General features: G+C 49.2%; 19 protein-coding genes, 1 riboswitch and 1 other annotated feature. Of the genes, 16 read left to right on the top strand and 3 right to left on the bottom strand.

The window, feature by feature from the left end; all coding sequences use genetic code 11:
• Positions 1 to 198: 198 nt before the first annotated feature.
• From tnpA to NSS79_RS30215, 13 genes are all read left to right on the top strand, one after another.
• Entirely contained in the window at positions 199 to 633 is a 435-nt protein-coding gene (gene tnpA / locus NSS79_RS30275) for an IS200/IS605 family transposase (RefSeq protein ID WP_342437301.1), read from the top strand.
• Between the two features lie 213 nt (positions 634 to 846).
• The gene (locus NSS79_RS30270) at positions 847 to 1,701 is read left to right on the top strand and encodes a hypothetical protein (protein ID WP_341096527.1); all 855 of its coding nucleotides are present in this window, start codon (positions 847 to 849) and stop codon (positions 1,699 to 1,701) included.
• 153 nt (positions 1,702 to 1,854) lie between these two features.
• Positions 1,855 to 2,397 carry a PadR family transcriptional regulator gene (locus NSS79_RS30265; protein ID WP_341096525.1) on the top strand — a complete coding sequence of 181 codons (543 nt, stop codon included), beginning with the start codon at positions 1,855 to 1,857 and terminating at the stop codon, positions 2,395 to 2,397.
• A 30-nt stretch (positions 2,398 to 2,427) separates the two neighbouring features.
• A complete protein-coding gene (locus NSS79_RS30260; RefSeq protein ID WP_342437300.1) occupies positions 2,428 to 3,246 on the top strand; it encodes an SDR family oxidoreductase in 819 nt (272 codons plus the stop codon).
• A gap of 84 nt (positions 3,247 to 3,330) precedes the next feature.
• A riboswitch (TPP riboswitch) is annotated at positions 3,331 to 3,437 on the top strand.
• Between the two features lie 104 nt (positions 3,438 to 3,541).
• The gene (gene thiC, locus NSS79_RS30255) at positions 3,542 to 5,320 is read left to right on the top strand and encodes a phosphomethylpyrimidine synthase ThiC (RefSeq protein ID WP_341096521.1); all 1,779 of its coding nucleotides are present in this window, start codon (positions 3,542 to 3,544) and stop codon (positions 5,318 to 5,320) included.
• Between the two features lie 199 nt (positions 5,321 to 5,519).
• Positions 5,520 to 7,061: a response regulator transcription factor gene (locus tag NSS79_RS30250; protein WP_341096520.1), complete on the top strand. Its 1,542-nt coding sequence runs from the start codon at positions 5,520 to 5,522 to the stop codon at positions 7,059 to 7,061.
• A 21-nt stretch (positions 7,062 to 7,082) separates the two neighbouring features.
• The gene (locus NSS79_RS30245; protein ID WP_342437299.1) at positions 7,083 to 8,849 is read left to right on the top strand and encodes a sensor histidine kinase; all 1,767 of its coding nucleotides are present in this window, start codon (positions 7,083 to 7,085) and stop codon (positions 8,847 to 8,849) included.
• Between the two features lie 286 nt (positions 8,850 to 9,135).
• On the top strand, positions 9,136 to 10,437 hold the full coding sequence (locus NSS79_RS30240) for an ABC transporter substrate-binding protein (RefSeq protein ID WP_342437298.1): 1,302 nt from the start codon (positions 9,136 to 9,138) through the stop codon (positions 10,435 to 10,437).
• Positions 10,438 to 10,569: 132 nt separating this feature from the next.
• Entirely contained in the window at positions 10,570 to 11,436 is an 867-nt protein-coding gene (locus NSS79_RS30235) for a sugar ABC transporter permease (RefSeq protein ID WP_341097790.1), read from the top strand.
• Complete coding sequence (locus NSS79_RS30230; RefSeq protein WP_342437297.1) at positions 11,436 to 12,260, top strand: carbohydrate ABC transporter permease; 825 nt, start codon at positions 11,436 to 11,438, stop codon at positions 12,258 to 12,260. Before NSS79_RS30235 ends, NSS79_RS30230 begins: the two co-directional genes overlap by 1 nt.
• A gap of 69 nt (positions 12,261 to 12,329) precedes the next feature.
• A complete protein-coding gene (locus tag NSS79_RS30225; RefSeq protein WP_342437296.1) occupies positions 12,330 to 15,386 on the top strand; it encodes a glycoside hydrolase family 2 TIM barrel-domain containing protein in 3,057 nt (1,018 codons plus the stop codon).
• Between the two features lie 169 nt (positions 15,387 to 15,555).
• Complete coding sequence (locus NSS79_RS30220) at positions 15,556 to 15,915, top strand: hypothetical protein (RefSeq protein WP_342437295.1); 360 nt, start codon at positions 15,556 to 15,558, stop codon at positions 15,913 to 15,915.
• A 441-nt stretch (positions 15,916 to 16,356) separates the two neighbouring features.
• Positions 16,357 to 16,878 (top strand): GNAT family N-acetyltransferase, encoded by a 522-nt coding sequence (locus NSS79_RS30215; RefSeq protein WP_342437294.1) that lies wholly within the window; start codon positions 16,357 to 16,359, stop codon positions 16,876 to 16,878.
• 286 nt (positions 16,879 to 17,164) lie between these two features.
• Here NSS79_RS30215 and NSS79_RS30210 read toward each other — a convergent pair whose 3' ends face one another.
• Positions 17,165 to 18,226 carry an LLM class flavin-dependent oxidoreductase gene (locus tag NSS79_RS30210; RefSeq protein WP_038596754.1) on the bottom strand — a complete coding sequence of 354 codons (1,062 nt, stop codon included), beginning with the start codon at positions 18,224 to 18,226 and terminating at the stop codon, positions 17,165 to 17,167.
• Positions 18,227 to 18,411: 185 nt separating this feature from the next.
• Entirely contained in the window at positions 18,412 to 18,564 is a 153-nt protein-coding gene (locus NSS79_RS30205) for a hypothetical protein (RefSeq protein WP_341096505.1), read from the bottom strand.
• A gap of 176 nt (positions 18,565 to 18,740) precedes the next feature.
• Here NSS79_RS30205 and NSS79_RS30200 point away from each other — a divergent pair, with 176 nt between their 5' ends.
• Entirely contained in the window at positions 18,741 to 19,853 is a 1,113-nt protein-coding gene (locus NSS79_RS30200) for a WG repeat-containing protein (RefSeq protein ID WP_342437293.1), read from the top strand.
• Between the two features lie 65 nt (positions 19,854 to 19,918).
• On the opposite strand, the gene NSS79_RS30195 is transcribed toward NSS79_RS30200, so the two are convergent.
• Positions 19,919 to 21,118: an oxalate decarboxylase family bicupin gene (locus NSS79_RS30195; RefSeq protein ID WP_342437292.1), complete on the bottom strand. Its 1,200-nt coding sequence runs from the start codon at positions 21,116 to 21,118 to the stop codon at positions 19,919 to 19,921.
• Between the two features lie 157 nt (positions 21,119 to 21,275).
• On the opposite strand from NSS79_RS30195, the gene NSS79_RS30190 reads away from it, so the two are divergent.
• On the top strand, positions 21,276 to 22,832 hold the full coding sequence (locus NSS79_RS30190) for a tetratricopeptide repeat protein (RefSeq protein ID WP_342437291.1): 1,557 nt from the start codon (positions 21,276 to 21,278) through the stop codon (positions 22,830 to 22,832).
• Between the two features lie 49 nt (positions 22,833 to 22,881).
• Positions 22,882 to 23,141: a binding site (T-box leader), on the top strand.
• A gap of 88 nt (positions 23,142 to 23,229) precedes the next feature.
• Positions 23,230 to 24,933, top strand: coding sequence for a glutamine--tRNA ligase/YqeY domain fusion protein (locus tag NSS79_RS30185; RefSeq protein ID WP_342437290.1), 1,704 nt, complete (start codon positions 23,230 to 23,232; stop codon positions 24,931 to 24,933).
• The last annotated feature ends 298 nt before the right edge of the window (positions 24,934 to 25,231 follow it).

Genomic DNA, 25,231 nt, shown 5'->3' with positions numbered 1-25,231 from the left:
CTTCGGATACCTTAGGGTATCCGCTTTTATTATGGCTTTAGCCAGTTGAGTGCGTGAAACGCGCGAAACAAAAAACCACCCGCTATGCGGGTGGAGGGAACGAGGGTTTGACCACCAAGACCATTCCGATAGAATTGAGATGTTCAGGCTCAATGGAAAGGAATGGTCAAAGATGGCAAACAAGAGCTATAGAAGTGGATGTGCAAATACCATATCGTGTTCACCCCGAAGTATAGACGGAAAGAAATATATAATCAAGTAAGGAAAGATTTAATCGAAATCTTCAAGCGTTTATGTAAATACAAAGGAGTCGAGTTCATAGAGGGACACATGATGCCAGATCACGTGCACCTGTTGGTCGCGATACCGCCGAAGATCGCCGTGTCCACGTTCATGGGATATCTGAAGGGAAAAAGTTCGCTCATGATCTTTGAGAAGCACGCTGGACTAAAGTATAAGTATGGGAATCGAAAATTTTGGGCGGAAGGATACTACGTGAGCACGGTGGGTTTAAATGAAGCCACGGTAGCCAAATACATCCGTGAACAAGAAGCACATGACCAAGCCATAGACAAATTGAGTGTAAAAGAATACGAAGATCCATTCAGTGACAAAAGGAACAAAAAGAAATAAGCCCGTTTAACGGGTAAGTGAAGATGACAAATTACACTGAGCCTGAACAAATGTGTGGTCAGGCTAGCGTCTTTAGGCGCAGTTTGGCAACGAGGGGTTATACCCCTAGAGCAAACCACCCGTTGGACGGGTGGTCCTGATTGTCGTGGGAAACCGCATCTCTATCGCTCCTAACCTACATATCCTCCTACTAATGATTGGAGGGATTTTATTATGAAACCGAAGTTAGTCTTGATTGAGGGATTACCAGGATTCGGGAAAACAACAACGGCTCAATTAGTCCATGAAATTCTTACGGAAATGAACCTTAAATCTCAGCTGTTTTTAGAAGGGGATTTGGAGCATCCAGCGGATTATGAGGGAGTCGCCTATTTGGAGAAAAATGAATTCAATGAATTATTGAGTACCCATGGGAAGTTTCGGGATTTGTTGAATAATCGAGTGATTAAACAAGGGAACCATTATTTCCTGGAATATCGAAAAATCGCAAATGAATATGGGCCTGATTTTCCAGATGAGTTATTGCAGGCAGTTACCAAAAATGATGTTTATGAATTGTCGCTTGATCAAAACAGGAAACTGATAACAGAGCGTTGGAAGGGATTTGCAGCAAGTGTTTTAAATGGCTCAGACACCTTTGTTTTTGATTGTTGTTTTATACAAAACCCTGTAACCATTGGGATGATTAAATATGGTGCACAGAAGGAAGACGTTATAAGTTATGTGCTGGAACTGGCAGCGATTGTGGAGCGGCTGAATCCATTGCTGCTTTACGTAGAGCAGAACAATCTTGATCACTCTTTCAGAAAGGCCGTTAGGGAAAGACCTAAAGAATGGTCGGAGGGATTTATTGAATATTATACTAACCAAGGGTATGGAAAAAAGCAGGGTTATACAGGGTTAGAAGGAACCTTGGAGGTACTGAAGGCAAGAAAAGAATTGGAAGAAGAGATATTTAACGGCATAAACTTAACCAAGAAAAAAGTAAATAACTCTTCTTATGAATTAAATGATTATAAGCAAGTTTTGGTGGGGATTTTATCAGAATACTTTAGTTCAGTAAATTAAGCACATATGACAAGCTGAGTTGATTTCAGGCATTCACTGCTGATTTCACTCGGCTTTTTTTTACTTAAGTCTTATATATTGACTTGATATATATTGGTCTGTTATATTGCTAAGTGTGATGTGTAGATATCTTTAAATAAGGAGGAGCTATTCTTGAACACTCAGGATGTTATTTTAGGCTTGCTCATGAAAGAAGCGTTGACTGGCTACGAAATAAAGCAGTTATTGGAGAATGTGTTATCTAATTTCTATAGCTCTAGTTATGGCACGATTTATCCTACGCTTGCCCGCATGGAGAAGGAAGAATTAATAACCAAGGAAATTGTGCCCCAGAAAGGTAAGCCAAATAAGAATGTTTATAACATAACGGCTAAAGGGCGAGATTGTTTTAACGACTATTTACTAGCGCCACTAGAGGGAGACAGTAGTAAGAAATCCGATTTTATGATGAGGCTTTATTTTGGCCGATTTGTGGGGTATGACAAGGTGATTTTTTGGTTGAAGCAAGTACAAGAGGAATCACAAAAAAAGTTAGATCAGTTATTAGAGCAGTATTCACATTATAAAGCTGAAATGCACCCGGCCCAGATCATTTGCATCCAGATTGGGATAGCAGAATATAAAGCTAAACTTGCAACCATTGCCGAGGGATTGTTAAGCATGGAGCAGTTAGTGGAAGGGAATAGCAGTATTTAACGAATTCTGATACATTTAGGAGGGATTTTATTGAAAACAATTTTTGTCACGGGTGCTTCATCCGGCATTGGGAGAGCTACAGTAAAACATTTTGCTGAAAGAGGATGGAACGTAGTAGCCACGATGCGTGCACCTGAAAAAGAAACTGAATTCATCACATTGGACAATGTGTTGGTGTTGCGGTTAGATGTTGAGAAAACAGATACCATCCAATCTGCATTAGCTGAAGCTGTCCAGCGGTTTGGTAAAATTGACGTTCTCCTGAACAATGCCGGATACGGGACAATGGGGCTTATAGAAGTAGCTACGGATGAGCAGATCCGAAGACAATTTGAAGTGAATGTTTTTGGTCTTATTAGTATGACTAAAGCCATGTTGCCACATTTTAGATCTAATCAGGAAGGGTTGCTAATCAATATCTCTTCAATGGGAGGGATCGTGACCTTTCCTACGATGTCTCTGTATCACTCCACTAAATTCGCGGTAGAAGGTTTTTCTGAATCCGTATCTTTTGAATTAGCATCACAAAACATCAAAGTAAAGCTGATTGAACCAGGAGCCATTAGCACGGACTTTGGCGGAAGATCGATGGAGTTCTTTTTTAATGATGACTTAACGGATTATAAATCATTCACTACTGCCTTTCTGGGTAAATTAGGGGAAATGGAAAAAGCTCCAGACTATGCTTCGGCACCAGAACTTGTAGCTGACACTATTTATCAAGCGGCCACAGACGGTACCAGCAAATTCCGTTATGTAGTGGGAGAAGATGCGAAAATGCTCATAAGTATGAAGAAAAATACGGTTGAGGAAGAGTATCTAAGTAATATAGCTCAGCATTTTTCATAAAAGAGGACATGTTTATCCAAAGCTCTATTAAGAGCACCGGTTGACAATTGCTGGATTTCTCTGTAACTTTAACATAACTAAATAAGAAACCACTAGGGGAGCCTGAATAGGCTGAGACGGGAAAAATGCATTCCTGGACCCTTGAACCTGATCTGGATTATACCAGCGTAGGAAAGTGGAGCCGGACTTTTATTTCATTGTTGGCGTTAGCCTTATATGGATTTTTGAGCCGCTCCATGTGGAGCGGCTTTTTTGCGCGTTTTCTTATTTACTCAAACCTTAAGGAGGAAATAAGATGCTGAATCAAGAGAAGAAACATGAGGTTGATCTGTGTGCTTTTCCGGGAAGTCACAAGGTGTATGTGGAGGGCTCACGGCCTGATATTCAAGTTCCGATGCGCGAGATTACATTAAGCCGAACCTCGGGTACGGCCGGAGAAGCGGAGAATGCTCCTGTCCGTGTCTATGATACAAGCGGGCCTTATACTAACGATGAAGCCTATAGCGATATCCGCAAGGGGTTAACGCCTCACAGGCTTCAGTGGATCACGGAGCGGGGAGATGCCGAATCTTATGAGGGAAGAGCGGTTAAGCCGGAGGATAACGGGAATCTCACAGAGAAGCCGGCGGCAGAGGTGTTTCCGGGCTTGCAACGTCGTCCCTTGAGAGCCAGAGAGGGCCGCAATGTCAGCCAGCTGCATTATGCCCGCAGAGGCCTGATTACGTCGGAGATGGAATTTATCGCAGTCCGGGAAAATGTAACTCCTGAGTTTGTTAGAGAGGAAGTAGCCTGCGGCCGTGCGATCATTCCAGCGAATATTAACCATCCGGAGAGTGAGCCGATGATTATCGGGCGGAATTTTCTGGTAAAGATCAATGCTAATATCGGGAATTCGGCGGTGTCCTCTTCCATTGATGAAGAAGTAGAGAAGATGAGATGGGCTACCCGCTGGGGAGCGGATAACATCATGGATTTGTCGACGGGTAAAAATATTCACACCACCCGTGAATGGATTATCCGCAATTCTCCGGTGCCTATCGGGACAGTGCCAATCTATCAGGCTTTGGAAAAGGTAAACGGCAAGGCCGAGGATTTAACTTGGGAGGTATACCGGGACACCCTGATCGAGCAGGCGGAGCAGGGAGTGGATTATTTCACCATTCACGCCGGGGTACTGCTGCGTTACATCCCATTAACGGCCAAAAGAATGACGGGCATCGTCTCCAGAGGGGGTTCGATTATGGCGGCCTGGTGCCTGGCCCATCATCAGGAGAACTTTCTTTATACACATTTCGAGGATATTTGTGAAATCATGAAGGCTTATGATGTGGCGTTCTCTTTGGGTGACGGGCTGCGTCCAGGCTCCATTGCCGATGCTAATGATGAAGCCCAGTTTGCCGAGCTGGAGACGTTGGGTGAATTAACCTCGCTTGCCTGGAAGCATGATGTTCAGGTGATGGTGGAAGGCCCGGGCCATGTACCGATGCATCTGATCAAAGAGAATATGGATAAACAGCTTGAGCTTTGCCATGGCGCTCCTTTTTACACACTGGGACCACTGACTACGGATATTGCACCCGGCTATGACCATATCACCTCGGCTATTGGAGCGGCGATGATCGGCTGGTTCGGCACGGCGATGTTGTGTTATGTTACCCCGAAGGAGCATCTAGGATTGCCTAATAAAAATGATGTGCGGGAAGGCGTCATCACCTATAAAATTGCCGCCCATGCAGCCGACTTGGCCAAAGGACACAAGGGCGCGCAGGATCGGGATAACGCACTCTCCAAAGCGCGCTTCGAGTTCCGTTGGCGGGACCAGTTCCATTTGTCGCTCGACCCGGAACGGGCGCTGGAATATCATGATGAGACCCTTCCGGCGGAAGGGGCCAAAACGGCTCATTTCTGCTCCATGTGTGGACCCAAGTTCTGCAGTATGCGCATTTCTCATGGTATCCGCGATACGGCGAGGGTGCAGGAGGGACAAGAAGAACCGGAGCAAGCGATGATTACCGCAGGGATGCGGGATAAAGCAGAAGAGTTTAAGGAAGGCGGAGGTCTGATCTATAAATAAACCGTCGGTCCGGGACTGCCGCTAATCGCCCTCCCCCTCTCAATTGACAGTCTCCGGGCGTATACCTATAATGTAAATCAGATTATGAAAGCTGTTTCATTTCTGGTGGATAAGTTTGTTTCGGTGAGATGGAACCCCTTAATCAAGCGGGTTTCATTTTGTTTTTTCAGTGTATTTTTGTTCGCAAAAAGGAGAAGCCATGGACACAACGTTCTGCAAAATATTGGTGGTGGACGATGAAATGCTGGTACGGCAGGGGATAATCCATCTGCTGGATTGGGAAGGGGAAGGGTTTCAGATTGCAGGCGAGGCCTCCAACGGAAGAGAGGCTTTTGAATTAATTGAATTACAGCGTCCGCATATCATCCTGACCGATATCGTTATGCCTGTGATGGACGGGGAAGAGCTGATCCGGCTCGTCAAGGGGATGTATCCGGAAATTGAGGTGATCGTGCTTAGCAGCTTCAGTGAGTTCGAATATGTGCGTTCAACCTTCCAAAGCGGGGTTGCCGACTATATCCTGAAGCCCAGACTGGAGGCCGCTTCCCTGCTTGCCGTGCTGAAAAAAACCGCGCAGCGGATTCCGCTGCTTCAGCATGTGGACTGGAGAAGCGACAAGCGGCAATCCGCGGACTATATTCTGGACAAACTGGTTTCAGGCTTTCCAGTGGAGTACGACGAGGAAGCGCTGCGGGGGATGTTCCCCTTACCGGGCTTCGTGCTGCTAATTGCTGATACTGGCGACGAACCCGCTGCGAATAGCCGCAAAGAGGAATGGCTGGAGAACAGTATTCATTCTCTGCTGCACAGCAGCGTCAGCAGGGTGACCTTCCGCCGGCTGTCTCCGCTGGAGGGGCATGTCCGTCTGCTGTTTAATCTGGAGGAGGCTGGGTATGAGGCGCTCATCCGTCTTGCAGATCAGGTATTCACGGCGGGCATCCGTGCAAATATGTTCCTGAATCTCGCGGTCAGCCGGGTTTTCACTGAGCTGAGTGAACTGCATACGATCTATAAGGATGATCTGATGAAGCTGCTGGACCGCCGCTTCTTTCTCCCGGATCATTGTTTACTGGTAGATGACGGCGAGGAGGGACGGCAGGGTCCCGCTTTCGATCAGGATGCCTTCGGCGCAGAGCTGAACCGGCAGGAGTTCGATTTGGCTTTCGGCCGCTTGAGCGCATATGTCGCGTCCATGTCCGGCCGGAGAGATACAGGGATGTCCGAGTTCAAATCGTTTTTATGCCACAGTATGTTTCAGATCATCGGAATGCTGCTGCATTTCCATTACGAGGCCCGCGCCTTGGACGAAAGCAAATACGAATTCTTCCGCTCCATTCATGAGGCACGGCATATCGGTGAAACGGAGATACGGCTTGAGCAGTTTTTGCAAGCTGCGACGGAATGCGTAACCAAGAACCGCGGCGGAGTACCAGCCATTCAAAAAATTTTACTGTATATCGACGAGCATTATTCACGTCAGCTTACGCTGACCGAAGTAGCAAGGCAATTTCATTTCAACCCGTCCTATCTGTCTAATTATTTTGCGCTACATAACAAAGAGGGCTTCAACGAATATTTAAACCGGGTGCGGATCGAAAAGGCGTGCCTGCTGCTGAAAGAAAATGCCGGTCTATCCATTTCCGAAATCAGCAGTCTTGTGGGCTACTCAGACCACAGCTATTTCACCAGAGTATTCCGCAAGCTGATGGGAATCTCGCCCAGTCAATACCGGAAAGGCTAATGCAGCGGGAAGGAGTCCGAAATGGGACTAACGGAGAAATGGCTCACAAAGCTCAAGGATCAAAGCCTGTTCAGTAAAATATTCGCCGTCATGGTCATCAGCATCATTCTGGTTACCGTCCTGATTACCGGAGTGACCGTACAAATGTCCCAAAAGCTATTCGTGCAAACCTTCAGCATCACCAATTCCAAGATTATCGACCAGATCAAAAGTGCCTTGGAGAACTCCCATTATGCAACCGTCAACAGCGCTATTGAAGTCGGGCAGAGCGGCGTGATCAGAAGCTTCATGACGGAGAAGGATATCAATTCACTGGCGAACTTCAAGCGGTATTACAGTATGCGGGATCAGATGGACCGCATTCAATCCGGCATCGGAGGGACCAATATCGGCCTCTCCATTCTGGGTGTGAACGGAAGAAGCTACACCAGCGATGTTACTTATTGGTCGGGCTCATCAGAAGAGTTGAAGAACAATCCCATTACAAAGGCCGCTCAGGAACGCAATGGGCAGCTCTTCTACAGCTTTATGGACGCCAGCCCGTTCAATTCACAAAGCCGTTATCTGGTCGCCGCCAAGGCGTTGACCGCCCCGGGTCTATCCAAGCCGTACGGCACTTTGTATATGTTCACCCGTGAAAGTGACTTTCGCAAGAACTACGCCAGCTTTACGAGCCAGGGAAACGATGTAATGTTTCTGGATACATCGGGCCTGATCGTGTCCGGTAACCGGACGGAGCAAATCGGCAGCATGTCTCCCGACCTGCTGAAGAGTGCGCAGCAGATCGCCGAGGTGGGCCTATCCAGCCAGGAGCTCACCATCGGCGGGCGGGAGGTCATCGTGCTGGCGGACTATTTGCCTTCGTACAACCTGTATATTGTGAATCTGATTGATAAGAAACAGACAATCGGTACGCTGCTGGACAAAAAGGCGATTTTTCTGATCGTTGCAGCAATCGCCGCCGTAGCCGTACTTGTCATCTATTTTCTGACGAAGAGGCTGACGCAGTCTTTGCGCACATTGGTCAAAAAAATGTCTAATGTCACCAAAAAAAGTTTCCATAACTACATGTCAGTTACCGGTACCTATGAGACAAGACAGCTAAGCACCGCATACAACTATATGCTCAAAGAGCTGAACGACTATGTCGGTCAGCTCGTGGAGACCCAAAAGGAGCAGCGGAAGGCGGAATTGGCCGCGCTTCAACAGCAGATCAATCCCCATTTTCTATACAACACGCTGGCGTCAGTCAATATTCTGGTGCAGAGAGGAAGCAAGGAACAGGCGACGGAGACCATTCATGCGCTGATTTCCCTGCTCCAGAACACCATCAGCAATGTGAACGAGACGATTACAGTGGAAGAGGAGCTTATTAACCTGAAGCATTATGTATATATTAATCAGGTCCGCAACGGCAACCGCATTAAGGTGGATTATTTCGTTTCACCGGACTGCATGTCTGCTAAAGTACCCAAGCTGGTTCTTCAGCCTTTTATAGAAAATGCCTTCTTTCACGCGTTCAATATCAAAACCTCCGGCTATATCTATGTCACCATTATGAAGGACAGGGATACGCTGCACTGCGAGGTGGTTGATACGGGAGATGGGATGGATTTGGACAACAAGGATTCGATTCCTGCCTCGTCCGTCAGCAGGCAGCTGTTCAGCGGCATCGGCATCCGCAACGTTCATGCCCGCCTGACATTGCTGTACGGTGAGCCTTACGGCGTATCCATCTCCAGCACACCGGGGCAGGGGACGAAGGTTTCTATCAAAATCCCCTGCTAACTACGGATTGAACCGGTGTTTTTGCAGCATACTATCCAAGCCACGCCATGAACCGGCGCCCTATATACGGCGCCGGTTTTTTGTATGTGCGATGTTTGTTGGACGGGAATTTACCTAAAAAAAGTGCGAAAGGAGAAAAAAAATGCTAACTCACTCTCCATGGAAGCGGATACAAAGACAATATTATCACTATTTTAACTAAATTAATTTCTAACGAAATGAAGGACCCGGATGATATTCTTGATAAAGAAAGCACTTTCAAATATACGTTAGGGGGATATACATCATGAAGAAAAAAGCTACTGCTCTTCTGCTCGCCGGCTTTATGCTGCTGACAGCCTGCTCCAGTAACGCCAATAACCAGGCAAAAACCAACAACGGGGGAGCTACAGGCACCTCCAAGGAAATCACGGTCTGGGCATGGGACAAAAACTTTAATATCGCTGCGATGAATCTGGCGAAGGATGCCTATGTGAAAGACCATGCGGATGCTAAAATCAACGTTATCGAATATGCCCAGGATGATATTATCCAGAAGCTGAACACCGGTCTCAACTCGGGAAGCGCATCGGGGCTGCCGAATATCGTTCTAATCGAAGACTACCGTGCTCAAAGCTTTTTGCAAACGTATCCAGACTCCTTCCAGGAGCTTGGTGATGCCATTAAACCCGCTGATTTCGCCGATTATAAGATCGGACCAACCAGCTTTAACGGCAAGCAATATGGCGTTCCTTTCGACTCCGGGGTTGTAGGCCTGTATGTCCGCACAGACTATTTGCAGGAAGCGGGCTACACAGTTGACGATCTGCAGGATATCGACTGGCAGAAGTACATTGAGATCGGCAAAGCAGTCAAAGCCAAAACCGGCAAAGATATGCTGACCCAGGACCCGAACGATCTGGGGCTGATCCGGATGATGATTCAATCCGCCGGCTCCTGGTATCTGAAGAGCGATGGTACAACACCTGACCTGAAGGACAATGCTGTACTGAAGGAAGCATTCGAAAGCTATAAAGAGCTAATGTCTGCGGATATCGTTAAGGTTAACTCCGACTGGAGCTCGTTCCTCGCCGGCTTTAACAGCGGTGCCGTTGCATCCGTTCCAACAGGCAACTGGATTACACCATCGGTGAAATCGGCAGCTGACCAGTCCGGCAAATGGGCGGTTGTACCGTTCCCTAAATTGAAAAATGCGGCAGGCTCAGTGCATGCCTCCAACCTGGGCGGCAGCTCCTGGTATGTACTTAACAACGACGGCAAAGAAGCCGCAATTGAATTCCTGGGCGCAACACTTGGCTCCAACACTGACCTGTATCAAAAGCTTGTGACCGACGTTGGCGTTATCGGTACCTATAAACCGGCCGCTGAAGGGGAAGCTTACACTGCTGCAGACAACTACTTTGGCGGACAAAAGGTCATTTCCGACTTCGCAAAATGGACTGCGGAAATTCCGAATGTTAACTACGGCATGCACACCTATGCTATCGAGGATATCCTCAAGGTTGAAATGCAGAATTATCTGAACGGTACGGATATAAATAAAGCGCTCGGCGATGCTCAGTCCCAAGCGGAGTCTCAAATCCAATAACCCCTTGTAGGACCTGATTACTCCGCTGTCCTCCCGTACCGGCCGATTTAAGCCTTGGCGGGGGGACGGCGGCTTATCCGTTTTCCGATTCACGCCTGTATAGAGAAAGGATTGAGAGCTGTGAACCATACCATGCGCAACCGCGCTAAGCTTACCGGCTGGTTATTTATTGCTGTGGCTGTCCTCATGATTTGTTTGTTCTACTTTTATCCGATGATTCAGGCTTTGCTGCTCTCCTTCAAAACGGGCGCAGGAGCCAATCTTCATTTTGACGGATTAAGCAACTATAAGCGGCTGCTCAGCGACAAAACCTTCTTTACCGCCGTAAAGAATACCTTTCTGTTCCTGATTGTGCAAGTGCCGCTCATGATCACTTTTGCGATGATTATTTCGGTGCTCCTTAATGACAGCAAGCTGCGCTTCAAAGGGTTTTTCCGTACCGCTATTTTCCTGCCTTGTGTAACCTCGCTTGTGGCCTACTCCGTCGTATTCAAATATCTGTTTGGTAATGACGGACTGGTGAATCTGGCTTTAATGAACATGCATTTGTTATCCGAACCGATTCAGTGGATCTCCGATCCCTTCTGGGCAAAGGTCACAATTATTATCGCAATTACATGGCGGTGGACGGGATACAACATGATCTTCTTCCTCTCGTCGCTGCAGAACATCGACAACTCCATTTATGAAGCCGCGCGGATTGACGGCGCCTCGGGGGTCAGACAATTTTTCTCGATCACCGCACCGTTGCTTAAGCCGATTATTCTCTTTACGTCGATCACCTCAACTATCGGGACGCTGCAATTGTTCGATGAAATCATGAATATTACTAAGGGAGGTCCCGGCAACGCGACACTCTCCATTTCCCAATATATATATAACCTTTCGTTCAAGTACACCCCTGACTTTGGATACGCAGCTACTGTGTCTTACTCCATCGTTGTCATGATTGTTGTACTGGCCTTCCTTCAAATCAAATTGGCAGGTGATGATAAGTAATGAGAACCTTACGCCGCGCACCTATTTATGTGTTTCTGTCCATTGTAGCGCTCGTTTCGATTTTCCCGTTTTTGTGGATGATTATTAGCGCGACAAACCTTTCGGTAGATGTAACTCAGGGAAGAATGCTTCCCGGAAGTCATTTGATCGAGAATATCAAGAACCTGACGGATTCAATCAATCTTGTGCCTGCTCTGTGGAATACGCTCAAAATCTCTGTGACGACAACGATTCTGGCCTTGCTGATCTCATCACTGGCCGGATACGGATTCGAAATTTATCGCAGCAAAGCAAAGGATATCGTCTTCAATTTGTTATTGCTATCCATGATGATTCCTTTCGCCGCGTTGATGGTACCGCTCTATCAAATGTTCTCAAAGCTGTCCGCTACAGCTCCGCTCATTGGGGTCAACACGATGGCCGCGGTCGTTCTTCCAACCTTCACAACGGCGTTTCTGATCTTCTTCTTCCGTCAGAGCTCCAAGATGTTCCCGCGGGAACTTCTGGAAGCCGGCCGGATGGACGGATTGTCGGAGCTGGGATTGTTCTTCCGAATTTATGTTCCGACCATGAAGACAACTTACTCGGCTGCCGCCATTATTACGTTCATGTCCAGCTGGAATAATTACCTCTGGCCGCTGATTGTGCTGCAGACCCCGGAGAAACGGACAATTCCGCTGCTGATCTCCAATCTGGGCTCCAGTTATTCGCCGGATTTCGGCGTGATTATGGCCGCGGTTGTCATTTCTACGCTTCCGACTGCACTTGTCTTCTTCCTGATGCAGAAGCAGTTCGTTGCCGGCATGGTGGGTTCCGTGAAATAACAATGACTAATAAGCTGAACATAAGAATGAAGCAGCTAATATTCTTATGTTCACGTTCTGAAGGAGGAAATGAAATTGGCAGTTACCCCAAGTTTGAGCTGGCTGGAGGACCCGGGTGTGTTCAAGGTGAACCGGCTGGAGGCCCATTCGGACCATCGTTATTATGCAGACATGGCTAAGGCAGAGGCGGGTGCGCCGATGGATATGCGCTATAGCCTGAACGGCAGCTGGAAATTCAGCTATGCGCCGAATCCGGCCAGCCGTGTAGAGTCGTTTTTTGCGGAAGCCTATAATTGCTCCGCATGGGACAGCATTCAGGTTCCCGGACATATCCAGCTGCAGGGCTTCGGCCGGCCGCAATATGTCAATACGATGTATCCGTGGGATGGACTAAGTGATGTCCGCCCGCCGCATATCCCGCAGGAGCATAACCCGGTCGGCAGTTACGTGAAGGAATTCCGTCTACCGGCGAACCTTGAGGACGGACCGCTCTATATCTCCTTCCAAGGGGTGGAATCGGCTTTTTATGTCTGGCTTAACGGGGAATTTGTCGGCTATGCCGAGGATAGCTTTACGCCGTCGGAATTTGATCTGACCCCGTATGTGCGTACAGGCAAAAACAAGCTGGCCGTCGAGGTATACCAGCGCAGTACCGGAGGCTGGCTGGAGGATCAGGATTTCTGGCGGTTCTCGGGTATTTTCCGCGACGTCTATTTGTATACTGCTCCGAAGCAGCATATCCGGGATCTCGCGGTGCGGGCGGAGCTTGACGATACTTATACGCAAGGAAGCCTGAATATTCAAATGCAGCTGCTGGAAACTCCGCAGGAGAACGTTAGCGCAAGAATTGAGCTCAAGGATAAAGCAGGACAGGTCCGGCTGAGTGCGGAGGGCGGATTCAGCGGACGTGAACTGACCTTGTCTGGAGAGATTGCGGATGTTCTGACATGGAGTGCAGAGAATCCGTATCTGTATTCAATCTGCATCTCGCTGCTCGATGCACAGGGGAAGCTCATTGAAGCGATTGTCCAAAAGACGGGGTTCCGCCGGTTCGAGCTGAAGAACAAGCTGATGTGCATCAACGGCAAGCGGATTGTATTCAAAGGCGTCAACCGGCATGAATTCAACTGCCGCACCGGCCGGACGATTACCCGTGAGGACATGCTGTGGGACATCCGTACGCTGAAGCGCAGCAATATTAACGCCGTACGTACGTCGCATTATCCCAACCAAACGCTATGGTATGAGCTGTGCGATGAATACGGCATTTACGTCATCGACGAAATGAATCTGGAAACCCATGGGTCGTGGCAAAAGATGGGGGCTGTTGAGCCTTCGTGGAACATTCCCGGCAACGATCCGAATTGGCGCGATATCGTGCTGGACCGGGCAGAGTCTATGCTGGAACGGGATAAGAACCATCCATCCATACTAATCTGGTCCTGCGGCAACGAGTCGTATGCGGGTCAGGTCATTCTGGATGTGGCGAATTGGTTCCGCAGCCGTGATAGTAGCCGTCTTGTCCATTATGAGGGTGTGTTCCATAACCGCGACTACGATGCGACAAGCGATATGGAAAGCCGAATGTATGCCAAGCCGGCGGATATTGAAGAATATTTGAACAGCAATCCGGACAAGCCTTATCTCAGCTGCGAATACATGCATGCGATGGGCAATTCGGTGGGCGGCATGCATAAGTACACGGAGCTGGAGAATAAGTACCCGATGTACCAGGGCGGTTTCATTTGGGATTATATCGATCAGTCGATTATTACTAAGGATCGTTACGGCCATGAGTATTTTGCTTACGGCGGCGATTTCGGGGACCGTCCGACGGACTACAGCTTCTGCGGCAATGGCATTGTCTACGCCGACCGGCAGTGGACGCCGAAGATGCAGGAGGTTAAATTCCTGTACCAGAACTACAAGCTGGAGCCTGGTAAAACAGGCATTCGGCTCATGAATGAAAGCTTGTTCGCAGGAACCGGACATTTGGCATTGGAATACCGGCTGTATCGTGAAGGCGAGCTGCTCGGCACTTGGACAACTGATGTCAATGCCGCGCCGCAAAGCGAGGTGCTGGTGCCGGTTGAGCTGCCGCAAGCAGACGGGAAACCGGGCGAATACAGCATTCAGGCCTCATTGCTGCTGAAGGATGCGGAGCTCTGGGCTGAGGCCGGATATGAAATTGCCTTTGGAGAGTCCATCTTCGTAGTGCAAGAGGAAGCTGAAGCGGAGCAGCCAGCCGGCCAACTGAAGGTTGTGGAAGGGGATGTGCAGATCGGCGTCCTCGGCGAGGACTTCACCGTGCTGTTCTCTAAACAGGCTGGTTCTCTGGTGTCCTTGAACATCCACGGCCGCGAAATGATTGCGGCTCCTCCGGCCCCGCTGTTCTGGCGGGCGGCGACCGACAACGACAAAGGAACGAATCTCGGCTACAATGCCGGATGCTGGTATGCTGCAAGCCTGTCGCGTAAATGTGTAGAGGTGAGCCTTTCACAGGAGGAAGGTGCAGTTACGGTGAGCTTTGATTACCGGTTCAGCATCCATCCCGGGCTGTCGGTTCAAACCGCCTATACGGTCTACGGTGACGGAAAGGTGCGGGTGCGTACCGGCTACAACAGCGCTGCCGGGCTTCCGGATCTGCCGATCCTGGCATTGTCCTTCAAAATGCCGGCCGACTACGACCAGACGGAATGGTATGCGATGGGACCAGAGGAGAATTATATCGACCGTGCGTACGGTGCCAGACTTGGCGTGTTCAGCCGGAGCGTGCAGGAGCTGCCGTCCCGCTACCTTGTTCCGCAGGAATCCGGTAACCGCACCGGTGTACGCCGCGTGAAGATTACCGATAAATCGGGAGTGGGCCTGCAAATCTCGGCCCCTGCAACTGCGCCTGTGGAATGTAATTTGTCGCCGTATACCGCGTTCGAGCTGGAGCATGCCAGTCATGCGTTCGAGCTTCCTGCGGTTCATTACACCGTAGTGACAGTAGCAGGAAGACAAATGGGCGTAGGCGGAGACGATAGCTGGGGCGCGCCAGTATATAAGGAATACACCATCCCTGCAGAGCAAAGTCTTGAATACGAGTTTTTCATTTCAAGCGTGGGAACGGAAGAGAAATAGCACGTTAGGCTTATTAAAGCCGTAAACCGGCCTTGGTCCTGAATTCATGGACCAAGGCCGGTTGTGTTTTGGTCTGATCTATAAATAACCGTCGGTCCGGGACTGTAGCCTAATCGCTCTCCACTGAATACATTTGAAAGATAAGATGATTCAGGAGAGGGTGTTGGCCGTGCAAGTTGTTCCTAATGATTATGTTCAAGGAAGGATCGCCTACACGTCGGACCGCGCCGGAACGTTCGACATTTGGCTGTACCGACCGCAGGACGGTTTTAATTTTCAACTTACCAAGGGACTGGGTGCAGAGTTCTCCGTTCCTTATTGGTCTCCTGACAGCAGGAGAGTCGCTTTCATTGGCGTTGGCAATGTGGTCTACCTAATAGATACCGTCACGTTTAGGGCTGCCCGGATCGATCAAATCGAACCCTACTCGCTGCTGGATTGGTCCCCCAACAGCAAATTTCTGGCATTGAAGGTAGGGTCCCTCAAGCCCGCAGCGGGTTCGTTTACTCGGACTCAGGAGACGCTATGAAGAGTAAAACCCCTGTTTATTCTCTTTTGCGGACCCAGCGGACCTTATCTGCGCTGCATTCTATCTAAAAATGGCCATTGGGGAGAAATAACTGCACTGGAGTCCATTTCCCTACTGTAACAGGCTAAAAGCCCCAAATAAGTGCAGCTCGGTCCGTTTGTACTGCCAGGAATATACTGTCCAGACACACACACGTCTTCGGAAGAAGAGCGAAGTCTCTGAAACCCCGAGACGTAAGCCTCCACCGAAAAAACTACCTAGTGGCGAAACGCCTTTCATCGCGTGTGATCAGAAAATGGTACTGTACCCGTGATTCCTTAGAATGCATACATCAGCAGGTTTTGGCGAGTGAAGTGGTTTGAAGACACGCCCTAACTGAACATGGTAAAATATGCGTTAAATAAAATTGGGTGGATTGGTAATATCCAGAGGGGGTTAGCAATGATTATTAGAGAATCCAAGATTTCAGATGCTAAAGGGATAGCAAAAGTACATGTGGATTGTTGGAGAACCACTTATAGAAATATAATGCCTGACGAATTTTTGGAGAAGTTGTCTTATGAACAGAGGACCAGATTATGGATGAGGAATTTATCAAAAGATGATAATTATGTCTTTGTAGCAGAAAATAACCTTGGAGAAGTTATTGGATTTGCCGATGGCGGAAAAAGAGAAACGAATACAGTAGAAAACTCAGCGGACTTAACCTCGATTTATATCCTTGAACAATATCAGGAATTGGGGACAGGAAGGCAGCTTTTAAGAATACTATTTTTACAATTTGAAAAGCTGAGTATAAACAGGGTATTTGTTGAGGTTTTGGAGGGCAACAAATCTCGTTACTTCTATGAAGCCTTTGGTGCTGAATGGATTCAAACGGAAAAGGTGAAGATTGCAGGTTCTGAATTAAACCTATTAGTTTATGAATGGAAAGGTATTGGGTCTGTGCTTAATCATACATAAGCGCGAAGGGTTGCAGGCGATATTGCTGCTGCCGTTTCTCAAATTATATAGAATGAACTTAATAACTATCCAAAAAGGCAAAAGTAACGGAGGGGGATTTTGGAACTGTAGGAGCGATAGCGGACGTGATACCCCTGTACAAATCACTGTTTGCAGATTGTAGTTTGATTCTGTAGGCGGCTGATAAGGAGGGATTCTTATACCCCCAAAAAAAGGGATGTCTGGGCGGCCACGTATTTCCTGGCTTACCGGACATCCTTTTGTATGGGAACTTATTAGGATTGACTTAGCCGCGGGCAAGCTCCTTACGCACGATTGGCGCAACCTTGGTGCCGAGCAGCTCGATGGCACGCATGACCTCCCGGTGCGGCATGGTGCCGACATTGACGTGAAGGAAGAAACGTGTAACGCCCAGATTCTTATGCAGCAAAATAATCTTCTCGGCGACATATTCGGAGTCACCGACATATAGAGCTCCACGCAGGCTGCGGGCATCATCATACGCTGCGCGGTTGTACGGCTGGCTCCAGCCCCGTTCACGGCCAATGACATTCATTTGCGCCTGGGTGGAAGGATAGAACAAGGCTGCGGCCTGCTCGGTGGTTTCCCCGACAAAGCCGTGTGAATGTGTGGCAATCTGCAGCTTGCTAGGATCATGTCCGGCGCGTGCGGCGGCATCTTTGTAAAGCTTCACTAGCGGAGCAAACCGCTCCGGCATTCCGCCTATGATGGCGAAAGCGACCGGAAGCCCCAGCGTCCCTGCGCGGATCGCCGACTCCGGATTCCCCCCGGTGGCGATCCAGACCGGCAGCGGGTCCTGAACGGAGCGGGGGTATACTGCAAGGTTATCGATGGCCGGACGATGGCCGCCGCGCCAGGTTACCTTCTCTGATGCGCGGATTGCCAGCAGCAGCTCCAGATTCTCTTCAAATAATTCGTCATAATCCTCCAGGCTGTAGCCGAACAAGGGGAAGGATTCAATAAACGACCCCCGGCCTGCCATAATCTCCGCTCTTCCGTTCGAAATGCCATCCAGGGTAGAAAAGGCCTGATAGACGCGAACCGGATCATCTGAAGACAGAACGGTAACAGCACTGGTCAATCTGATCTGCTTCGTCATAGCCGCAGCTGCCGCGAGTACAACTGCGGGAGAGCTGCCCGCGTAATCCGCACGGTGATGCTCACCTATTCCATATACATCAAGGCCGACCTGATCGGCGAGAACAATTTCTTCGACCGCTTCGCGCAGTCTTTCCGCATGACTCATCACCTTGCCGGTCACCGGGTCGGGCGTAGTTTCCAAGAAAGTGCTGATTCCTATCTCCATACTATTATCCATTTGGGCCATTTTAATCCGCCTCCTTCGTCTTTTTATATTACTATACTTTTTAATGTTTCTCAACTTTAGTAAGTGAAAATACAGTGTTGCCGAGAAGCTTGTCCGGTGTCCGGCAGGCATTTTATCAGAAAAAAAGCCTGCTGCCCAGTAATACCCCGGGCAGCAAGCGGATTCAGGAGTGCATTTCTTTAGAATTACCCCTTCTTAACGGCGAGCTTTACGATCATAATGACAAGAACGAGCAGTGCAATGAGCTGATCTGTACTCATGAGTCCGACCTCCATTCCTGTGAAAGAATGGCTCTTCGGACCGGCATCTCCTCTCCAAGATGCTGCTTCGCTCCCCATTATCAGAATATGAGATCCTACACGCTGTTAGTACTTCACAAGATAAATAATTCATACAGCAACTTTTGGCCAACAAACATTAAACGCAGCAGAAGCTGCATAACGGTCAACGAAACTTTTTCTATACTCAACACGTCTACATATTAGGTAAAATAAGGAAGTGGTGGCTTTCAGACATGTTCAAAAGAATCGGAATGGCATTATTGACTTTGAGTCTTACCACCGCAATTGCGGGAACCGGATGGGCAGCTCCTTCACCGGCACAGATTGATGTCTCCCAAACGTCGTTTGACTTTGATACCGCCAAGCCAAACAGTGACGCAGAGTTTCATCATGGGCTGCTGCTTGCAGTGCAGGCCGACGGAGATCTTGTTTATTATGACCGGACCGGCAAACAGGCTTTTGTCCTCCCGGAGGGTATAGTGCCTGTAACAGACTTTGCTGAGCAGCGGGCTGTTGTGAAGGATTCAGCAACCGGACGGTATGGCTATATCAACACGAAGGGAATTGTAGCCATTCCCTGCCAATATGAATCGGCCGGAAATCTGTCGGGTGGTGTAGCCCATGTGGTGCTGGCTGAGGGTGCGGGCGAAGCCCTTATTGACCGGGCAGGTAAGGTGGTTACTACACTAACGGAGAAATATAGCTCGGAATTTTATTTTTCGGACGGACTGGCATTAGCTTACGCGCCAGAGGGGGGGAAGATCGGATTTATCAATACTTCCGGCAAGCTGGTTATTCCCTATCAATACACCGAAGCGAGAGGATACTCCCAAGGTTTGGCTCTTGTGAAGAACAGTGCGGGGTTGTACGGATATATCAATACGGCGGGAAAAACAGTGATTCCGTTTAAGTACAAAGAGGGAAGCGGCTTCTCAGAAGGACTGGCCTCCGTGAAGAATGCGAAGGGCAAATGGGGATTTATTAACAAGCAGGGCAAGCTCAGCCTTCCTTTTCAATATGAGAATACCGGTGATTTCAGTGAAGGCCTGGCCAGCGTATACAATTCTGCAGGTAAAGTTGGCTTCATTAATAAACAAGGCAAGCTGGTCATCGGCTACCAGAAATACAATAGAGCCTTTTCGTTCAAAGAAGGCATAGCTTTAGTTGGCATCAGCAACCCGGCCGACAATTCCAAAGACAAATATGGTTACATCAACACCAAGGGCGAACTGCTGACCAAGCTTATCTATACGGGAGAATCCTCATCGTTCAGTGGCGGCTATGCTGTGGGGATGACTGCTCAAGGAACAGGATATATTCTGACCAAACGCGGATTGGCCCAATAAAATCATCAATCTGCATAATAAGGAACGGCCTGGACAGCATTGTCCTAGCCGTTCCTTATTTGTTGTTACTCCTCGCGTTTCGGGAATCCGTAGCCCGGATATTCCACCACAGGCCATTTCACCTTACGCAATGCATTCAGCAGCTCCGGCCCGGCATTCAGATTACTGCCCACCAGCTGATGGGGAGTAAGGGCCATCCACTGGTTCAAGGAAACGTCGGCGAAGCGGTCGCTTTTGAACATTTCCAGAAACCAGAGCGTGTCTGTGCCGGTATTCTGGATATAATGTCCATAAGCAAAAGGGACATAACCGACGTCTCCGGCTCTATAATTGAAGGTACGGGCTGCGCCGTTTCCCCCGAAGACGGTCATCCGTCCTTGCCCGGCAAGATAATATTGCCATTCATCATTATTCGGGTGCCAGTGCAGTTCCCGCATGGCCCCGGGTTCAATCTCCACCAGTGCCGCGGCAATGGTCCGGGAGACCGGGAAATTGGAGGAGTCGACGATTCTTACACTTCCTCCAGGGGTCTTTAGTGGAGGCTGGGCCAATAGTTGATGTTTAAAGCTCAGCGGAATATCCCCATAAGGCGATTGCACCTTTTGACTCTGTATCGTACCAGGCACTTCATCCTGATAGATGTAGACCTGATCGTTCGGTATGCAGTCAAAGGCGGCAGCGGGTACGCCGAAATTCGCCGCCAGGACTTCCTTGGGCGTATGGGCGAACCAGTCGGAGATCGACAGTGTATTCAAATCGGAGAAGCTGCCATCGTCAAAGACTAGCAGGAATTCGCAGCCTTCGGCAAGTCCTTGAATGGAATGCGGAATACCCGGAGGGAAATACCATAGATCTCCGGGGCCGATATCGGCAATGAAGTTGCGGCCGTTCTGATCCACGGAGGTGATCCGCGCGCTCCCGATCAGCATATAAGACCATTCCGCCTGCTGATGCCAGTGCAGCTCCCGCACTCCGCCGGGCGTCAGGCTCATATTAACTGCTGCCAGAGTCGTGGCGACAGGCAGTTCCCTTACTGTAACTTCCCGTGACCAGCCGCCGCAGTTCAGCTGCATATGGGCATCGGAGAAGGAAAATTTCAGATTCGGAATCAGCCCGTTGTCCGTGGGGGGAGGAACGAACATATCCGGATTCTCGCGGTCCCGCATAATATCGCGCGGCCCGCGGTTGATATTGCCTGCGCCGTCGCTTCTTATCGGCTGGGGGATTTTCATTGTTCCGGCTGAATCCTGTTCAGTGGAATCCATAGGTTAAGCTCCTTTCCATATCCGAAAATACATCAATGGGAATATATATGCCGGAAGCCGATTTTTATGAATGGCAGCGGAATGTGGGACACTGGACATGATATTGGATATAATTATTAATATTCAACAAGAATTATAGAGAGCAGGGTTAGAGAACATGACGAATAGCGAACAACAACGCTACCGCTTTAGCGAAGCGCCGATTTGGGAACTGCAGCGGTCATATTACGAAGAATTGGGCTTGCAGGCCTGGAAAAATGACCAGGTTCCGCAATATATTACGAGCAACCCGATGATCGGGACAGCCTATGCTGAGATGATCTTCGGCTTCCTGCAAGACCGCTATGCACTTGGCCAGACCGATGAGCCGGTTATTATTCTGGAAATGGGTGCGGGGGCAGGCAGACTAGCCTTCCAGGTGCTGCAGAAGCTAAGCGAATTGATCGACTATGCGGGGATTAAGCTGCCTCCATTCCAATATGTAATGAGCGATCTGCCTGTCAAAAATATTGCCGGCTGGCAGCAGCATCCCGGCCTGATCCCTTTTGTTCAGCAGGGAATCCTTGATTTCGCCCGCTTTGACGCGGTCCATGATACCGAGCTGCACCTGACGCACAGCGGCAACGTGATCCAGGTGGGCGGACTGAAGCAGCCGCTGCTGGTAATCGCCAACTATTTCTTTGACAGCATTCAGCAAGAACTGCTCTATATCGACGAAGGCAAAATTTATGAATGCGAGGTTTCCCTAAAGTATCCGGAGGAAGCCGAATCGCTGGGAACTTCAGAGGTGCTGAAGGGGATCATTCCGGAATATCATTACAGCCGTGCAGCAGGGTATGAAGAGAAGTCGTATCCGTATCACGTGGTGGCGGACTACTACCGGGAGAAGCTGGAGGATACCCATATTCTGTTCCCGGCTACGGCGCTGGCTTGTATGGAACGGCTGGACAGTTTGTCCCAAGCGGGCTTTCTGCTGTTGACCGCCGACAAGGGCGATCACCGGCTGGAGAACTGGGAGTTTGCAGAGCCCCCTAAGCTGATGCATCACGGAAGTATCTCCTTAACGGCCAATTATCACGCGATGCAGTACTTTTTTGAGCAAAAGGGTGCACTTTCGCTGTTCACCCCGCATCATTATAAGAACCTGAACGTTGGCTGTATTCTGAAGCTTAAAGATCCGGCGAGCCATGTGCATACCCGGCTGGCTTACCGGCGGTTTGTCGACCGGTTCGGACCGGATGACTTCTTCAGCCTGAAGGTATGGGTGGATCAGAACTTCGATAGCATCGGGCTGCAGCAAATTCTCGCTTTCTGGCGTCTCGGCGGATATGATGCTGAGCTGTTCATCCAGAGCGCTGAGCGTATTTCCAGCCTGCTGGAGGATGCGAATGACGAAGAACTGCTGGATCTCCAGCATGGTATACAGCAGATGTGGGCAGGATATTACCCGATGCCCCAGAGGTATGATCTGGCGCTGGATAGCGGACTGCTGCTATTTGAAATGGATATGTACCGCGATGCCCGCATGTTCCTGGAACGCTCGCTTCATGAGAGTGAGGAAGAGCCGGTAATTACAGTGCTCTATTGCCTGGCGATTTGCAGCTATGAGCTGGAGGATCTGGAGGCGGCACTGGAATATACACGCAAAGCACTGGTCCTGGAGCCGGAACATGAGGAAGCCTTGGACCTGCTGGCCGCACTCAGTGAGGGGTAAACCGCCCCTTTACAGGAACAGGGATTGTTTGGTATTCTATACAAAATAATGACACGCGATGATGAGAAGAGTAGATAAATTCATTCCTTCACAGAGAGCCCCGGATGCTGAAAAGGGGCAGGGAATGTTTTGTTGAAACAAGCCTCTGAGCGGCGTATCGGAACCGGCAGCCGGGGATGGTACGACAGGTGCTCCTGTTACAGAGCTAGAGTATAAGCCTTGCCTTTTCAGCAATGCCGTACTTGATGAGTTTAATATGGCGACATATTAATAAACCTGGGGTGGTACCGCGAGAATCTCGTCCCCAAGACGCAAAGTCTTGGAGGTGAGGTTCTTTTTTGTTGCGCAGAATTACTGTTTAGGAGCGGTTATTGCACACACACAGGAGGGTTTAGCTATGAGTAATGTAAATGAGACGCCAGAAGAGAAGAATGAAGAGAACTATATGGAGAAACTGATCAGGGAAGATGTGGAAGGCGGCGTCTACAGCAGAGCGGTCTGCACAAGGTTTCCGCCGGAGCCGAACGGGTATCTTCATATCGGCAGCGCGTTTGCGATTCATACCAACTATGACATGGCCCGCAGATTCAATGGAGTATTTAATCTGCGCTTTGATGATACCAACCCGCTGAAAGAAGATATGGAATATGTGAAGGCCATCATAGAAGATATCGAGTGGCTGGGCTGCAGCCCGGGAGAGCATATTTATTACGGCTCCGACTATTCGGAGCAAATCTACAGCAGTGCGGTGGCCTTGATCCGCAAGGGCAAAGCCTATGTTTGTGATTTGTCTCCTGAGGAGGTCACCGCCTTCAGGGGGACTTTAACCGAACCGGGAACGAACAGCCCTTACCGGGAGCGCACGGTGGAAGAGAATCTGAGCCTGTTCAGCGGAATGAGAAACGGGGAGTATCCTTCCGGGTCCAGGGTGCTGCGGGCCAAAATAGATATGGGATCGCCCAACATCAATCTGAGGGACCCCATACTGTACAGAATCCTTCATGCCGAACATTACCGGACAGGGGAGGCGTGGTGCATTTATCCGCTGTATGATTTTGCCCATCCCATTCAAGACGCCATTGAAGGCGTAACACATTCCTTGTGCTCTCTGGAATTCAAGGATCACCGGCCATTATACGAATGGGTGCTGAATGAGCTGGAGACCGCCGAGGCGCCCAAGCAAAGGGAATTCGGCAGGGTTAACCTGACCGGTGTTGTTACCAGCAAACGTTACCTCCGGCAGCTGGTTGCCGGCAATTATGTGGAAGGCTGGGATGATCCAAGACTGCCCACACTTCGCGGACTGCGGAGAAGAGGGTTTACGCCGGAGAGCATCAAGAGCTTTGTGCTGGGGATTGGCATGGTCAGAAATCAGACAATGGTTGACTTCTCGATGCTGGAGCATAGCCTGAGACAGGACTTGAAAGCCAAAGCGCCTAGTGTAATGGCGGTGCTTGATCCTTTAAAGGTCGTGATCACCAATTATTCCGGGCAAGCCGGAGAGAATTTTGAGCTGCTGGAGATAGATAACAACAGTGAGAATCCAGAGCTAGGCACAAGAAAGGTCCCTTTCTCGGGAGTCGTATATATCGAGCGGGAGGATTTCATGGAAGAACCGTCTCCGGGCTTTCGCCGTCTGACGACGGGTGGAGAGGTGCGGCTGAAGGGGGCTTACATTATCAAATGCAATGAAGTGGTCAAGGACGCGGCAACGGGGGAGATCACTGAGCTGCGCTGTACCTATGACCTTGAAACGAAGAGCGGAAGCGGCTTTAACGGGCGGAAAGTGAAAGGAACGCTCCACTGGGTATCTGCTGGTCACGGCATTCGGGCAGATGTATATCTGTACGAGAAGCTGCTCAAAGACAACGAGGGTCCTAAGGGCGATACCGGGACATGGGGAGATGTCATTAACCCGGATTCGGTGAAGCTTCTGAAGAATTGCCTGCTGGAGCCATTTGTGGAAGGGGCATTGCCGGAGGCAAAATTCCAATTTATGCGCCATGGATATTTCTGTGCCGACAGCAAGCACAGCGGCGGAGACCGGCTGGTATTCAACAGAATAGTTCCGCTGAAGGATAGCTGGAAGGGGAAGAATTAGCTATTTGAGGAAGCGGGCAAGAACAGGGGATTTCATCCTGAATCTTGCCCGTTTTTTTAAAATTCAAGAATTTATATGCTTCACGCTATAAATTATCCGTTTCCACTTGTGGAATCTTATGTAGTGGAAGCTCCGCAAAATACCCAAAATCCGCTTTGCAGTGGAGGCTCACTTACTGGGCTTATGGTACATATGATTAATTATGATTGCCGGACAGTAATTTGAGTTAAGAATAGGTGATAGTTTTATTGGAAAATTCCATGAAAATTACATTTACATTTTTCAATAAGCAGATTAT

This window comes from Paenibacillus sp. FSL L8-0436, from assembly GCF_038593025.1.
Taxonomy (GTDB): Bacteria; Bacillota; Bacilli; order Paenibacillales; family Paenibacillaceae; genus Paenibacillus_AQ.
Note: the sequence above shows the minus strand (reverse complement) of the source record. Positions and strands in the feature narration are given on the sequence as shown.